The sequence below is a fragment of the Microbacterium sp. TS-1 genome, from assembly GCF_000509385.1.
Taxonomy (GTDB): domain Bacteria; phylum Actinomycetota; class Actinomycetes; order Actinomycetales; family Microbacteriaceae; genus Microbacterium; species Microbacterium arborescens.
In genome coordinates this window covers 547,059-560,729 of sequence record NZ_BASQ01000001.1, presented here as the reverse complement: position 1 = coordinate 560,729, position 13,671 = coordinate 547,059, and the positions used below count along the sequence as shown (strand labels likewise).

The 13,671-nt window shown below is 69.5% G+C and carries 12 protein-coding genes and 1 tRNA gene; 5 read left to right on the top strand and 8 right to left on the bottom strand.

Translation table 11 applies throughout. The annotated features are described in order from the left end of the window. Positions 1-33 precede the first annotated feature (33 nt). The gene (locus tag MTS1_RS02620) at positions 34-1,356 is read right to left on the bottom strand and encodes a nicotinate phosphoribosyltransferase (RefSeq protein ID WP_036304599.1); all 1,323 of its coding nucleotides are present in this window, start codon (positions 1,354-1,356) and stop codon (positions 34-36) included. An 80-nt stretch (positions 1,357-1,436) separates the two neighbouring features. On the opposite strand from MTS1_RS02620, the gene murI reads away from it, so the two are divergent. Genes murI through rdgB form a run of 3 tightly spaced genes read left to right on the top strand, consistent with a single transcriptional unit; the run spans position 1,437 to position 3,627 of the window. Further along, positions 1,437-2,273, top strand: coding sequence for a glutamate racemase (gene murI, locus MTS1_RS02615; protein WP_036304919.1), 837 nt, complete (start codon positions 1,437-1,439; stop codon positions 2,271-2,273). Between the two features lie 32 nt (positions 2,274-2,305). Continuing rightward, positions 2,306-3,037 (top strand): ribonuclease PH, encoded by a 732-nt coding sequence (gene rph / locus MTS1_RS02610; RefSeq protein WP_023951161.1) that lies wholly within the window; start codon positions 2,306-2,308, stop codon positions 3,035-3,037. Continuing rightward, positions 3,034-3,627, top strand: coding sequence for an RdgB/HAM1 family non-canonical purine NTP pyrophosphatase (gene rdgB, locus MTS1_RS02605; RefSeq protein ID WP_023951159.1), 594 nt, complete (start codon positions 3,034-3,036; stop codon positions 3,625-3,627). The genes rph and rdgB overlap by 4 nt, the downstream gene beginning before the upstream one ends. A gap of 125 nt (positions 3,628-3,752) precedes the next feature. Here the strand turns inward: rdgB and MTS1_RS02600 are convergent, their stop codons facing one another. Continuing rightward, the gene (locus MTS1_RS02600) at positions 3,753-6,236 is read right to left on the bottom strand and encodes an ATP-dependent DNA ligase (protein ID WP_023951157.1); all 2,484 of its coding nucleotides are present in this window, start codon (positions 6,234-6,236) and stop codon (positions 3,753-3,755) included. A gap of 61 nt (positions 6,237-6,297) precedes the next feature. On the opposite strand from MTS1_RS02600, the gene MTS1_RS02595 reads away from it, so the two are divergent. Beyond that, a complete protein-coding gene (locus tag MTS1_RS02595) occupies positions 6,298-7,278 on the top strand; it encodes a Ku protein (protein WP_023951156.1) in 981 nt (326 codons plus the stop codon). On the opposite strand, the gene MTS1_RS02590 is transcribed toward MTS1_RS02595, so the two are convergent. From MTS1_RS02590 to MTS1_RS02570, 5 genes are all read right to left on the bottom strand, one after another. Continuing rightward, positions 7,279-8,097 (bottom strand): DedA family protein, encoded by an 819-nt coding sequence (locus tag MTS1_RS02590; RefSeq protein WP_023951153.1) that lies wholly within the window; start codon positions 8,095-8,097, stop codon positions 7,279-7,281. A gap of 51 nt (positions 8,098-8,148) precedes the next feature. Beyond that, positions 8,149-8,230, bottom strand: a tRNA-Leu gene (locus MTS1_RS02585). 108 nt (positions 8,231-8,338) lie between these two features. Beyond that, on the bottom strand, positions 8,339-9,172 hold the full coding sequence (locus tag MTS1_RS02580) for a formate/nitrite transporter family protein (RefSeq protein WP_023951151.1): 834 nt from the start codon (positions 9,170-9,172) through the stop codon (positions 8,339-8,341). A gap of 78 nt (positions 9,173-9,250) precedes the next feature. Continuing rightward, positions 9,251-10,303, bottom strand: coding sequence for a methionine synthase (locus tag MTS1_RS02575; RefSeq protein ID WP_023951149.1), 1,053 nt, complete (start codon positions 10,301-10,303; stop codon positions 9,251-9,253). Between the two features lie 23 nt (positions 10,304-10,326). After that, a complete protein-coding gene (locus MTS1_RS02570) occupies positions 10,327-11,364 on the bottom strand; it encodes a putative oxygenase MesX (RefSeq protein WP_023951147.1) in 1,038 nt (345 codons plus the stop codon). Between the two features lie 118 nt (positions 11,365-11,482). Between MTS1_RS02570 and MTS1_RS02565 the strand changes: the two genes are divergently transcribed. Further along, positions 11,483-12,424 (top strand): LysR family transcriptional regulator, encoded by a 942-nt coding sequence (locus MTS1_RS02565; protein WP_023951144.1) that lies wholly within the window; start codon positions 11,483-11,485, stop codon positions 12,422-12,424. Between the two features lie 53 nt (positions 12,425-12,477). Here MTS1_RS02565 and MTS1_RS02560 read toward each other — a convergent pair whose 3' ends face one another. After that, positions 12,478-13,671 carry a M20 family metallopeptidase gene (locus MTS1_RS02560; protein WP_023951142.1) on the bottom strand — a complete coding sequence of 398 codons (1,194 nt, stop codon included), beginning with the start codon at positions 13,669-13,671 and terminating at the stop codon, positions 12,478-12,480.

Genomic DNA, 13,671 nt, shown 5'->3' with positions numbered 1-13,671 from the left:
CGGGGCGGTGCGTTTTCGGCGAAGCGATTCGCCTCAGTCCGCGTCGCGGTAGATCGTCGGGATGGCGGGCTCGGAGCGGCTCAGTGCCAGAGCGCGAACCGGCATCTCCTCGATCACGCTCGCGTGGTGGGCTCGGGCGGCCCGAACGCCGGCGGCACCGACCCAATCCACGACGGCCCGGCCGTCGGCGAACAACACCGTCTGCAGTGCGCGGGCATCGGGATGCTCGGCGGGAGTGTCGAGGGGCTCGAACCCGTCGGATACGACGACGATCTCTTCAAGAGCCGTGCCGTTGTCGAGCGCTCGGAACGCCGTCTTGCGTCCGCCGTGCGACACCTTGTCCGCCGAGGCCTTCGCGACCGAGAGCCAGGACCCGTCGTCGTTCTGACGCGCCACGAGCTTGTAGACCATGCCTGCGGTCGGAGTGCCCGAGCCGGTGACGAGCGACGTTCCCACCCCGTAGGCGTCGACGGGGGATGCCGCCAGGGCCGCGATCGCGTACTCGTCGAGGTCGCTCGTGACGGTGATGCGCGTGGCGTGGGCGCCGAGCTCGTCGAGCTGCGCTCGGACGTCCGCTGCGACGGTCGGGAGGTCGCCCGAGTCGATCCGAACGCCGCCGAGTCCGGTGCCCGCGACCCGGATGGCCGTTGCGACGCCCTCGGTGATGTCGTAGGTGTCGATCAGGAGCGTCGTGTCGGCGCCGAGCGCGTCGATCTGGCTGCGGAAGGCAGCCTCCTCGCTGTCGTGCAGCAGCGTCCAGGCGTGTGCCGCGGTGCCCATGGTCGGAATGCCCCACGTGTGACCCGCCTCGAGGTTGCTCGTGGCCCCGAAGCCGGCGATGTGGGCTGCCCGAGCGGCCGCGACCGCGCTGCGTTCGTGCGCACGGCGCGACCCCATCTCGGCGAGAGGGCGGTCCCCGGCGGCGATCGCCATGCGCGCCGCCGCCGTGGCAACGGCGGAGTCGTAGTTGAGGATGCTGAGCACGAGGGTCTCGAGGACGACCGCCTCGGCGAAGGTCCCCTCGACGGTCAGGACCGGTGAACCGGGGAAGTAGAGCTCGCCCTCGCGGTATCCGGTGATGGTGCCGGTGAAGCGATAGTCGGCGAGCCACGCGAGGGTGGTCTCATCGAGACCCGCGTGCTCGCGCAGGAACGTCAGCTCCTCGTCGCCGAAGCGGAAGCGCTCGATCTCCTCGAGCAGTCGTCCGGTGCCGGCGACGACGCCGAACCGCCGCCCGCCCGGGAGCCGCCGCGCGAAGACCTCGAACACGCAGCGTCGATCGGCCGTGCCGTCGCGCAGGGCCGCCTGCAGCATCGTGATCTCGTAACGGTCGGTGAGCAGAGCGCTGGAGGCCATGACTGCCACTGTAGCGACGCTGCATTGCGCACCGACGACACGGGATGCCGCGGCGGCGAGGCCAGGTAGGCTCGATGATCGTGAACGACGCGCCCATCGGAATCTTCGACTCGGGTGTCGGGGGGCTCACGGTGGCGCGGGCGATCTCGCAGCTGCTGCCGCGGGAGTCTCTGCTGTACATCGGTGACACCGCGCACTCGCCGTACGGTCCGAAGCCCATAGCCGACGTTCGGCGCTATGGGCTCGAGGTGCTCGACACCCTCGTCGACGAGGGCGTGAAGATGCTCGTCATCGCGTGCAACACCGCTTCCGCCGCCTTGCTCCGCGACGCGCGTGAGCGTTACGACGTGCCGGTGGTCGAGGTCATCAACCCCGCCGTGCGGGCAGCGATCTCCACCACCCGCAACGGGCGCATCGGCGTGATCGGGACAGTCGGCACCATCGCTTCCCGCGCCTACCAGGACATGCTCGAGGTCAACGAGCGGCTGGAGGTCTTCGCGGCATCCTGCCCCCGTTTCGTGGAGTTCGTCGAGGCGGGCATCACGCAGTCGCCCGAGGTGCTCGCCGTCGCCGAGGACTATCTCGCGCCGCTGCGCGAAGCGGGGGTCGACACCCTCGTGCTCGGCTGCACCCACTACCCGTTCCTCGAGGGCGCGATCAGTTACGTCATGGGCCCCGACGTCGCGCTCGTCTCGAGCGACTCCGAGACGGCGAAGGACGTGTACCGTCAGCTCGTCTCCCGGGGCCTGCTCGCGCACGATTCGGCGGTGCCCCGTCACGTCTACGAGGCCACGGGCGACTCCGGCGACGACTTCCTGGACCTCGCGGACCGGCTCATGGGCCGGGGCGTGCCCTCGGTGCGCATGGTCCAGACGGGGGCGATCGTGCTGCCCAAGCTCGCCCCGCCCGCATCCTGACCCCCATCCGCCGTCCGATCGGAGACACCTTCATGACCGATTCCCTGCGCGCCGACGGGCGCACTGCCGACCAGCTCCGCACCGTGACGATCGAGCGCGGCTGGAGCGCACACGCCGAAGGATCGGCTCTCGTGAGCTTCGGGGGCACGAAGGTGCTCTGCACCGCCTCGTTCACCAACGGCGTCCCGCGCTGGCTGACCGGCAAGGGCAAGGGATGGGTCACGGCGGAGTACGCCATGCTGCCGCGAGCGACCAACAGCCGCAACGACCGCGAGTCGATCAAGGGCAAGGTCGGCGGACGGACGCACGAGATCTCGCGACTGATCGGCCGCGCCCTGCGGGCCGTCGTCGACACGAAGGCGCTGGGCGAGAACACGATCGTCATCGACTGCGACGTGCTGCAGGCCGACGGCGGCACCCGCACCGCCGCGATCACCGGGGCCTACGTCGCCCTGGCCGACGCCATCGAGTGGGGGCGGTCGCAGAAGTTCATCGCGCAGCGCTCGGCGCCGCTGGTGGACTCCGTGTCGGCGGTGTCGGTCGGGATCATCGACGGAACGCCGATGCTCGACCTCGCCTACGTCGAGGACGTGCGGGCCGAGACCGACATGAACGTCGTCGTCACCGGCCGCGGGCTCTTCGTCGAGGTGCAGGGCACCGCTGAGGGCGCTCCCTTCGACAAGCGCGAGCTCGATGCGCTGCTCGAGCTCGGCGTGAACGGGTGCGCGCAGCTGCGCGACATCCAGACGGCGACGCTGGCATGACCGGCCGCATCGTCCTGGCGACCCACAACCCCCACAAGGTCGAGGAGTTCCACGCGATCGTCGCGGCGGTCCGCCCCGACCTGGAGGTCATCGGGTACGACGGGCCGGAACCGATCGAGGACGGCGTCACCTTCACGGAGAACGCGCTCATCAAGGCCCGGGCTGCCGCGGCGCACACGGGGCTCCCGGCCCTCGCCGACGACTCGGGGATCTGCGTCGACGCGCTCGGGGGAGCCCCGGGTGCCTTCTCGGCGTACTGGGCCGGTCACCAGAAGGATGCCGCCGCCAACACGGCCCTGCTGCTCGATCAGCTCTCCGACATCGCCGATCCGCGTCGCACGGCTCAGTTCGTCTCGGTGATCGCGCTCGTCGACGGTGAGACCGAACATGTCGTCGAGGGCGTCTGGCCGGGCCGGCTGGCGACCGAGGCGGCCGGCGAGGGCGGTTTCGGATACGACCCGGTGTTCGTGCCCGACGGGCAGCCGGAGCCGGCTCGCACCGTCGCGGAGTGGTCGGCAGCGGAGAAGAACGCCGCGTCGCACCGCGCGCGAGCCTTCGTCGCGCTCACCGAGCTGCTGCGCTCGCTCTGACCTTCGTCCGGCAGGCCCACCGCGCCGCGCGGGCCGGTCGCCGACGCACCCCGCACGCCGCGGCCGAGTGCAGCGGTTCAGCCTGTCGTCGGCACACCCCGACGGCACAACCCCGACCGGCGACCCTAGCTCTCCTCTCGGCGGACGTCGCCGGGGGTCCGGTCCGGCCGCAGGCCCCGCCAGCGAGCGTGGCGCAGGATGCCGCCCGGCGTGAACTCGGCGAACTCGACCTCGCCGACGAGCTCGGGTCGAACCCACCGGGCGTCGGAGGCGTCGGCTGCGGGGATGCCCACGAACGGGTTCTCGTTCGAGCGGAGAGGCTCGAGGGCGGCGGTCAGCCGCGCGAGTTCGGCATCGGAGAACCCGGATCCGACGCGCCCGGCGTAGTGCAGAGCGCCGTCGTCGTCGGGAATGCCGAGCAGCAGCGACCCGATGCCCCCGCGCCGCTCGCCCTTGCCCGGCCGGATCGCGCCGACGACGACGTCCTGCGTGCGGGTGAGCTTGACCTTGAGCCATTCCTCCGATCGAACGCCGGGGCGGTAACGGGATGACGGATCTTTCACGACGGCACCCTCGAGATCGAGCTCCCGAGCCACGGTCAGCGCGGCGTCGAGGTCGTCGGTGACGGGCGGCACCGTGAGCGGCGGTTTTGCGTGCGCCGTCGCGGACTCGAGCAGTCGTCGGCGCTCGCGCAACGGCAGGGTCGTGACGTCGCGGTCGCCGTGCCGCAGCATGTCAAACAAGAAGAGATCGGCGGGCGTGCGGTCGCGCTCCCGCGCGATGTCGCGGGCCTTCGTGAGGTGCATCCGGTTCTGCAGGAGCGGGAAGCTCGGGCGTCCCGCCCCGTCGAGCGCGACGATCTCTCCGTCGAGCACCAGGGGGGTCTCGCCGAGTCCCAGATCCGCATCCTCGCCCGTGAGCTCGGGGTAGCGGGCCGTGATGTCGGTGCCGCTGCGGGCGTGCAACCGCATCCGCTCGCCGTCCCAGTACGCGATCGCCCGGACGCCATCCCACTTGAACTCGACCCACGGCCCCCAGCGTTCCGCCGTCGCGCGGGCGGCTCCGCGCGACGATGAGACGGCCAGCATGGGCGACACCGGTCCCGCCGCGATCGTCGATGCGCCCGTCTCGGCGTCGGGATGAGCAGATGCCGGCGGCCGCGCGGACGGCGCCGGCCGCGCGGATGCCTCCGGCCGCGCAGACCCCGCGGGTGCGGAGGGGGCCGACCCCGGAGCCTCGGTCTTCATCCGGTGCAGGAGCCACTGCGACTTCTCGCCCGACCCGCCGGTGCGGATGAGCACGAGGCGCGCGTCGTGCGCGGTTCCGCCGGTGGTGCCCCGGAGGGTGAAGATGATCTCGTCCTCGCGCCACTTCTCGAGGTCGTAGACGCCGGTGTCCCAGATCGTCATGGTGCCCGCACCGTACTCGCCGACGGGGATCTCGCCGTGGAAGGTCAGGTACTCCAGCGGATGCGGCTCGGTCATCACGGCGAGATGGTTGCGGTCGGTCGTCTCGGGGATGCCGCGGGGCACAGCCCAGCTGACCAGCACTCCGTCCCGCTCCAGGCGCAGGTCGTAGTGCAGCCGCCGGGCATGGTGCTCCTGCACGACGAAGCGGGGCTTGCCCGCTGGTGCGGTACCCGCAACGCCCGCCGCAGCACCCGACACGGCGTCGGGCATGGGCTCGGGCGTGCGGTCCGCGGACCGCTTCGCGAGGTACGGCGCCAGCGGCGCCGTTCGCCGGGGTGCGAGCGCCGCGAGCAGGTCGCCGACGTCGTCTGCGCGCTCGAGCATCTCGTCGAAGCGGAGGTGGCGGAGGTCCGGATCGTCGAGCTCGTCCCACGTTCGCGGTGCAGCGACGGTCGGCTCATCGCGGCCGCGCAGCGAATAGGGCGCGATGGTGGTCTTCGAACCGTTGTTCTGGCTCCAGTCGAGGAAGACCTTGCCGGTGCGGGCGCTCCGGGTCATCTGACTGATGACGAGGTCGGGGTGGTCGGCCTCGAGAGCGCGGGCGAGCTCTTTCGCGAACGCCGAGGCCTGATCGCTCGTCTTCGCGCCGGCGAGCGGAGCGTACAGATGGATGCCCTTGCTTCCGCTCGTGACGGGAAACAACTCCATTCCCATGTCCGAGAGGATGCTGCGCACCCACCGCGCCACCTCGGCGCACTCGGCCAGCCCGACACCGGGGCCCGGATCGAGGTCGAGGACGAGCCGGTCGGGAGAGCCGCGCTCGCCGGCGTCGGTGAAGCGCCACTGCGGGACGTGCAGTTCGAGGCTCGCGACCTGCGCGAGGTAGACGAGCGAGGCCACCTCTTCGACGAGGGGGTAGTCCTTCGATCCGCTGGAATGGTCGATCGGCATGCGGGGGAGCCATGAGGGAGCGCCGGGCTCGAGGGCTTTCGCGAAGAAATCGGGCTGTTCGACGCCCTCGGGCCAGCGTTTGCGCGTCACCGGGCGCCGGTCGAGGTGGGGGAGCATCAGGGGCGCGATGCGCGAGAAGTAGTCGATCACCTCGCCCTTGGTGGTGCCCGTTCTGGGGTACAGCACCTTGTCGAGGTTCGACAGCCGCAGACGTCGGCCGTCGACCTGGACCGTCTGCTCTCCTGCCATGCCGACAGGTTATTGCGCCACCCGCTGGCGTCGCCGAGGGGTTGCGGTGTGTACTTCGTGCATGAGATCGATCTGGAAAGGCGCCCTCACCTTCGGGCTCGTCAATGTGCCGGTGAAGGTCTACTCGGCGACCGAGGACCACGACGTGCCCCTGCACCAGGTACACAACGCCGACGGCGGGCGCATCCGCTACCAGCGCATCTGCGAGATCGACGGTGAGGTCGTGCCCTACGCCGATATCGATCGCGCCTACGACGACGGCGAGCAGACCGTCGTGCTCACGAAGGAGGATCTGGCGTCGTTGCCCTCCGAGCGGAGCCGCGAGATCGACGTCGTCGAGTTCGTGCCGAGCGACCAGATCGATCTGCTGACGCTCGACAAGGCGTACTACCTCGAGCCCGACTCGTCGTCGCCCAAGTCGTACGTCCTGCTCCGCAAGACCCTGGAGCAGACGGATCGGACCGCGATCGTGCGGTTCTCCCTGCGACAGAAGACGCGGCTCGCGGCGCTGCGCGTGCGGGGCGATGTCCTCGTGCTGCAGACGCTGCTGTGGGCCGACGAGGTCCGTGAGGCGGCGTTCCCGGCCCTCGATGAGTCGGTGCGCATCTCGGCGAAGGAGCTCGAGATGTCGGCATCCCTCGTCGAGAGCTTCTCGAGCGACTTCGACCCCGAGGCGTTCACGGACGAGTATCAGGAGGAGCTGCGGACCCTCATCGACGCCAAGCTCGAGAAGGGCGACGCCCTCGACACCTCCGAGACCTTCGGTGAGAAGGCCGAGAAGGAGGGCGGCGAGGTCATCGACCTGATGGAGGCGCTGCGGGCGAGTGTCGAGCGCAGCCGTGCGGCGCGCGGCGGGGGCTCGAAGACATCCAGCGACGATGCCGGAGACGGCGACACCGAGACGCCCGCGAAGAAGCGCGCCGGGAAGAGTGCGGCGGCGAAGCCGGATGCCGACGAGAAGTCGCCCGCGAAGAAAGCGCCCGCTAAGAAGAAGACGGCCGCGAAGAAGACTCCCACGAAGAAGAGCGCGAAAGCCTCCTGATCAGCTCCGCGGCGGTTCGTGACCGCCGTCGGGCTCAGCCGCCGGCGCCCCGGGGCGGTGCACGTGCGGGTGGCCGTGCTCACGGAAGACCTCCGGGTCGAGCACGAGCTCGCGCGCCTCTTCGGAGTCGGTGTACTCGTCGGGTCCGGCGGCCATCTCCTTCTTCGCCTTCCGCTTCTCGGCGAAGTAGTGCCACACGATGAAGAAGACGGTGCCGACGACGGCCGCGAGCAGGATGACGTCGATGTACTTCGCGACGAACTCGCCGACGCCCGGAATCAGGCTCACGAGGTAGCCGATCACGGTCAGGCCGAAGCCCCAGATGACGGCCCCGATGAGGTTGTAGAGCGAGTACCGATGCCACGGCATCTTGCCGACACCTGCGGCGACAGGCGCGAACGTGCGGACGATGGGGACGAAGCGGGCGAGGATCACGGTGACACCGCCGTATCGCTCGAAGAACGCGTTCGTGCGCTCGACGTTGCGGCGACTGAACAGGCCCGATTCCTTGCGCTCGAAGACGGCGGGGCCGCCCTTGCGACCGATCACATAGCCCACCTCACCGCCGAGGAAGGCCGAGAATCCGATCAGGAGACCGACGATCCAGACGTTGATCCCGAAGACCCCGTGGGGTGCGTGCGTGACCGGGTTCGACAGCAGGCCCGCCATGATCAGCAGCGTGTCGCCGGGAAGCAGGAAGCCGACGAGCAGTCCGGTCTCGGCGAAGATGATGAAGCACACCACGAGCAGAGCCCAGGGGCCCGCCGCGCTGATGATGGTGGCGGGGTCGAGCCAGGGGATGAGGGCGATCTGATGCACGAGTTTCCCGTCGGGAGAGGATGACGCGAGGACGGGCGAACGCCCGATCCGTGCGGAAGGTGGGACTTGAACCCACACGCCGTGAGGCACAGGAACCTAAATCCTGCGTGTCTGCCAATTCCACCACTCCCGCTGACGGGTTCAGTCTAGGCGGGCGGGATAGCCAGAATCGTCCGGATAACCCCCGAATCCGCCGAGATGATGTGGCGGTCACGGCGCACGCATGGCCGCCCCATCGCACCTATCGCGCGACCGAGCTCTCGCGCCCTGAGCCCGGGATGTTCGCGGGGGCCTCAGCGATCCGCGGGGAGCCGCCGACGAACCAGTATCCGGTGCCGACGACGAGGCCGCCGCCGACGAGGTTCCCGGCGCCCACGAGCACCAGATTGAGGGCGAAGCCGCCCAGGGTCGCCGACGGGTCGCCGGAGAGCAGGCCGATCGTGAACGTGGTCATGTTCGCCACGACGTGCTCGAAGCCGGAGGTGATGAACGCGAGGATCGCCGCGAAGACGACCAGGATGCGGGCGGTCTCGCTGCGCAGCCGCACCGTCATCCAGATCGCGATGCAGACGAGCACGTTGCACAGGATGCCGCGGACGAACAGCTCGACCGGCGACTCGTGTGCCTTCGCGGCGAGCATGTCGGAGATCATCGCGCCGGCCGCGGCATTGCTGTGCAGCACCCCCGACGCGACGATCAGCGCTCCGAACACGACGGACCCGACGAGGTTGGCGGTGAACGTCCATGCGATCGCCCCGGCCGCGCGTCCCGGCGGCACGGCCCTCATGAGCGCGGCCTGGGGGATCGTCATCATCGAGGACGTCACGAGCTCGCCCCCGGCGATGACGACGATCGTCAGCGCGACCCCGAACACCACTCCCGACACGAGCTTGCCCCAACCCGAGCCCACCGCGAAGAGGGGGCCGGCGGCAGTGACCATGAGCACGACCCCGACACCGATGTACGCGCCCGCGAGCATGCCCGCGACGGTGAAGCGAGCGGGGGAGCGCATCCCGTCGGCCTTGTGGCGGCCGTTGTCGGCTTGTGCGCCGAGCGCCTCGGGGATCGTGAGCACGGGATCACCGTCCTTCCGCCGCCAGTGTGCGCTCGCGGCGCGGGCGGGGAGAGGGCGACGGGCCGGGGATAACCCGCGTCAGCGCGCGGCGAGAGCGCTGGGCGTGGAAACCTCGGCGCGGACGAGGGTAGCGCCCGCCACCAGAGCGCTGATCTTGTCGTACGCCACGGCGCGGGGCAGCGGTGCCATGCCGCAGTTGGTGCTCGGGATCAGGTTGCCGGCGTCGACGAACTCGAGGGCACGGCGGAGGGTCTCGGCGACCTCGTCCGGCGTCTCGACCTCGTGGCTGGCGACGTCGATGGCGCCGAGCATCACCTTCTTGCCTCGGATGAGCTCGATCAGCTCCACCGGAACGTGCGAGTGGTGGCTCTCGAGCGAGATGACGTCGATGCTCGAGCGCTGGAGAAGCGGGAACGACTCCTCGTACTGCCGCCACTCCGGACCGAGCGTCGCCTTCCACTCGTTGTTCGCCGCAATGCCGTAGCCGTAGCAGATGTGCACCACCGTCTCGGCGCGCAGGCCCTCGGCGGCTCGTTCGAGTGCGGCGATACCCCAGTCCTTCATCTCGTCGAAGAACACGTTGAACGCGGGCTCGTCGAACTGGATGATGTCGACGCCGGCGGCCTCGAGCTCTCGGGCCTCCTGGTTGAGGATCGTCGCGAACTCCCACGCGAGCTTCTCGCGGCTCCGATAGTGATGATCGGCCAACGTGTCGATCATGGTCATCGGTCCCGGGAGCGCCCACTTGATGCGACGGTCGGTCTGCTGCCGGAGGAAGGCCGCGTCATCGACGAAGACCGGCCGCCGGCGACTGACGGCGCCGACGACGGTGGGCACGCTCGCGTCGTATCGATCGCGGATGCGCACGGTCTCGCGCCGTTCGAAGTCGACGCCGTCGAGGTGCTCGATGAAGGTCGTGACGAAGTGCTGGCGGGTCTGTTCCCCGTCGCTGATGATGTCGAGTCCGCGGCGCTCCTGCTCGTGCACCGCGACGCGCAGGGCGTCTCGTCTGCCTTCCGTCAGCGTGTCGCCGGTCAGTTCCCACGGTGACCACAGCACCTCGGGTTTGGCGAGCCACGACGGCTTGGGCAGACTGCCGACGGTCGAGGTGGGCAGAACGGTGTGAGACACGGATGGTCCTTCGGGTGAGCGGGTCAGCGGGTGAGCGCGCTCGGGGCGGCCCAGCGGGCGGCCCAGCGGCTGAGGACCTGGCGGTGCGGGGTGACGAAGTGCTCCTCGGCGTACCTGCCCTGCGTCGTGGCGAGCTGGCTGCGCTCGACCCGGTCGTAGGTGATGTCGGTCCGCACGAAGTGGTCACTCTCGAGGGTGGGCCGGTAGACCTCGCCGGCGGGCTCGGTGGCGTTGTAGATCTCGGGCCGGTAGATCTTCTGGAACGTCTCCATCGTGCTGATCGTGCCGATCAGCTGCAGATCGGTGTAGTCGGCGAGCAGGTCGCCGCGGTGGTAGAACGCCAGCGGCGCGACGCTTCCGCGCGGCATGAAGTACCGCACCTGCAGCCCCATCTTCGCGAAGTACTCGTCCGTCAGAGAGAACGAGTCCTGCTCGTACTCGACGCCGAGGACCGGATGCCGGTTGCCGTTACGCCGGTAGGTCCGGCTCGTCGACACGCTGATGCACACGACGGGGGATTGGGGGAACCGCTCGCGATAGGCGTCGGAATCGAGGAAGTGGCGGAAGAGCTTGCCGTGCAGGTCGCCGAACCCATCCGGCACCGTGAACGCGCCGGGCGTCTGCTGCGCGGACGGCAACAGGATGCTGAAGTCGTAGTCGCGCAGATACGACGAGAAGTTGTTGCCGACGATGCCGTGGTGGCGCTCGCCGGTCTGCCGGTCGACGATGTGGATGTCGAGCACCTCGAGCAGCGGGAACTCGCGGTCGGCGGGGGCATCCGTCGATGCGCCCTCGGTGTCGGAGTCGGTGTCGTCGTCGAACCGCAGGTGCGCCGAGACGATGTCGAGCTCGGCGGTGTACCGGTCGCCCTCCGGGTTGCCGGTGCGGGCGAGGTCGTTGAGTCGAGCGTCGATCATCGCGAGCGCGCCGCGGAGGTTCTCCCGGCGGCGCTCGCCGCGGGCGAGGTTGGCGAAGTTCGTGGTGATGCGCGACGAGTCGGAGGGGGTGTAGTCCTCGTCGAAACGCGTCGTCGAGATGCGGAACGTGAAGTCGTTCGCCATGATCAGCCAATCAAGCGGAGCTCCGGAGAGCCGTGCGGAAGATGTCGGCTCTATCGTGCGCTCTGGCGGTAGTCATCGGGTAATTCCCGCTCGCTATCCAGTGCCATAGCCTGGGGCTATGGCCGTGCGTCGAAGCGGGATCACCCTGCAGCAGCTTCAGTACTTCATCGAGGTCGCCGCCGAGGGCTCGATCTCGGCGGCATCCGATCTGCTCTACGTCGCGCAGCCCACGATGTCTGCGGCGATGAAGGATCTCGAGGCGCGGGTCGGCCGCGATCTGCTGGTCCGGTCGGCCCGAGGCGTGACCCTGACCACCGACGGCGTGGAGTTCCTGGGGTACGCCCGTCAGGTCGTCGAGCAGGCCGAGCTGCTCGAGCAGCGCTACCTCGGGCGGCCGCCGTCGCGGCGGCTGCTCGGCGTCTCGACGCAGCACTACTCGTTCGCCGTCGACGCGTTCGTTCGGATGGTCAGGAGCACCGGGGCGCCCGAATACGAGTTCTCGCTGCGCGAGACCCGGACGTGGGACATCATCGAGGACGTCCGGACGCTGCGAAGCGAGCTGGGCATCCTCTTCCGCAACGACTTCAACCGGAACGTGATCGACAAGCTGCTGCGGGATTCGGGGCTCGCGTTCCACCCGTTGTTCGTTGCCGAACCGCACATCTTCGTCTCGCGCCGGAACCCGCTCGCGGCTCGTGCCCGCGCGACCCTCGACGATCTCGCCGACCTGCCGCGCCTGACCTTCGACCAGGGCGCGAACAACTCGTTCTACTTCGCCGAGGAGATCCTCTCGACGCTCTCAAGCAAGCAGGAGATCCGGGTGTCGGATCGCGCGACGATCTTCAACCTCATGATCGGCCTCGACGGCTACACGATCTCGACGGGCATCATCAGCGATGACCTGGATCCTGAGATCGTCGCCGTGCCGCTCGATGTCGACGAACGCATCGAGATCGGGTGGATCGGCCGCACGGCCGTCCCGCTCACCGAGCAGGCGCAGCGCTATCTCGAGGAAGTCCGCGCCGTCGTCGCGGGGTTCGGCATCGAGCTGCTCGGCTGAGCCGGAGTCGTCGCCGCAGGCCGCACGAGCTGGGTGCGGCGACGACTCGTCGGCTACCGTGACGTGCGCGCGAAGGCGACCGATGCCAACGCCGCGGCCTGGTCGCCCAGCACCGAATCGTCGAACACCACGCGAGGGGAGTGATTCCACTCGACGGTGCTCAGATCGGTTCCCTCGGGTGACGTCAGGAGCGCGATGAAGGTCCCGGGCACTTCCGCCAGGACGAACGCGAAGTCCTCGGAGCCCATCATCGGGGAGGGCAGCACCATGACGCGCTGCTCGCCGAATGTCCGGCGAAGCTCGGCGAGGGTCGCCTCGGTCTCGGCGACGTCGTTCACGGTCACGGGGTACATGGTCTCGAAGCGGGTGTCGGCGGTGAGACCGTGCGCCGAGGCGACGCCGTCGACGACCCGCGGCAGTCCGCTCTGCAGGATCGCCAGCGACGTCGGCGACATGTTCCGCACGGTCGCGGCGATCTCGACCTTCTCGGGGATCACGTTGACGGCCCCGTCTCCCGTCGACAGGCGGGTGACCGACAGCACCACGGGGTCGAAGGCGTCGAAGCTGCGCGTCACGAAGCTCTGGAGCGCGAGCACGATCTCGGCGGCGGCCGGCACCGGATCGAGCGTCTGGTGCGGCTGCGAGCCGTGCCCGCCGCGACCGTTGACCGTGATGAATAGCTGGTTCGAGCCGGCTGCCACGGCGCCCGTCCTCGTCGCGAACATGCCCCGTGGCCCCGGTGCGACGTGGATGGCATAGGCGGCGATGGGGCGCTCGCCCGCGGCATCCAGCAGCCCCTCGTCGAGCATGATCTTGGCGCCGCCGTGGCCCTCCTCGCCGGGCTGGAACATGAAGACGACCGACCCGTGCAGTTCGTCGCGTCGAGCAGAGAGCAGCTTCGCCGCGCCCACGAGTCCCGCGGTGTGCAGGTCGTGGCCGCACGCATGCATGGTGCCGTTCGTCGCGGCGTAGTCGAGTCCCGTCGCCTCGTCGATCGGCAACGCGTCCATGTCGCCGCGCAGCAGCACGGCCGGGCCGGGCAGCGCGCCGCGGAGGACGGCGACGATCGACGTCGTCGCCGTTCCCGTCGTGATCTCGAGCGGCAGCCCCTCGAGGGAGTCGAGCACGCGCTGTTGTGTGCGGGGCAGGTCGAGCCCGAGCTCGGGGTCGGCGTGGAGCGCGCGGCGCAGGGCGACGAGATCGGGAACGATCGCGGCCGCATCGGCGGTGAAATCGGGGGTGGTCAT

Coding starts and splice junctions, on each gene's coding strand:
- MTS1_RS02560 (WP_023951142.1), bottom strand. CDS start 13,671: ATGACCACCCCCGATTTCACCGCCGATGCGGCCGCGATCGTTCCCGAT.
- MTS1_RS02620 (WP_036304599.1), bottom strand. CDS start 1,356: ATGGCCTCCAGCGCTCTGCTCACCGACCGTTACGAGATCACGATGCTG.
- MTS1_RS02565 (WP_023951144.1), top strand. CDS start 11,483: ATGGCCGTGCGTCGAAGCGGGATCACCCTGCAGCAGCTTCAGTACTTC.
- MTS1_RS02570 (WP_023951147.1), bottom strand. CDS start 11,364: ATGGCGAACGACTTCACGTTCCGCATCTCGACGACGCGTTTCGACGAG.
- MTS1_RS02600 (WP_023951157.1), bottom strand. CDS start 6,236: ATGGCAGGAGAGCAGACGGTCCAGGTCGACGGCCGACGTCTGCGGCTG.
- rph (WP_023951161.1), top strand. CDS start 2,306: ATGACCGATTCCCTGCGCGCCGACGGGCGCACTGCCGACCAGCTCCGC.
- MTS1_RS02595 (WP_023951156.1), top strand. CDS start 6,298: ATGAGATCGATCTGGAAAGGCGCCCTCACCTTCGGGCTCGTCAATGTG.
- rdgB (WP_023951159.1), top strand. CDS start 3,034: ATGACCGGCCGCATCGTCCTGGCGACCCACAACCCCCACAAGGTCGAG.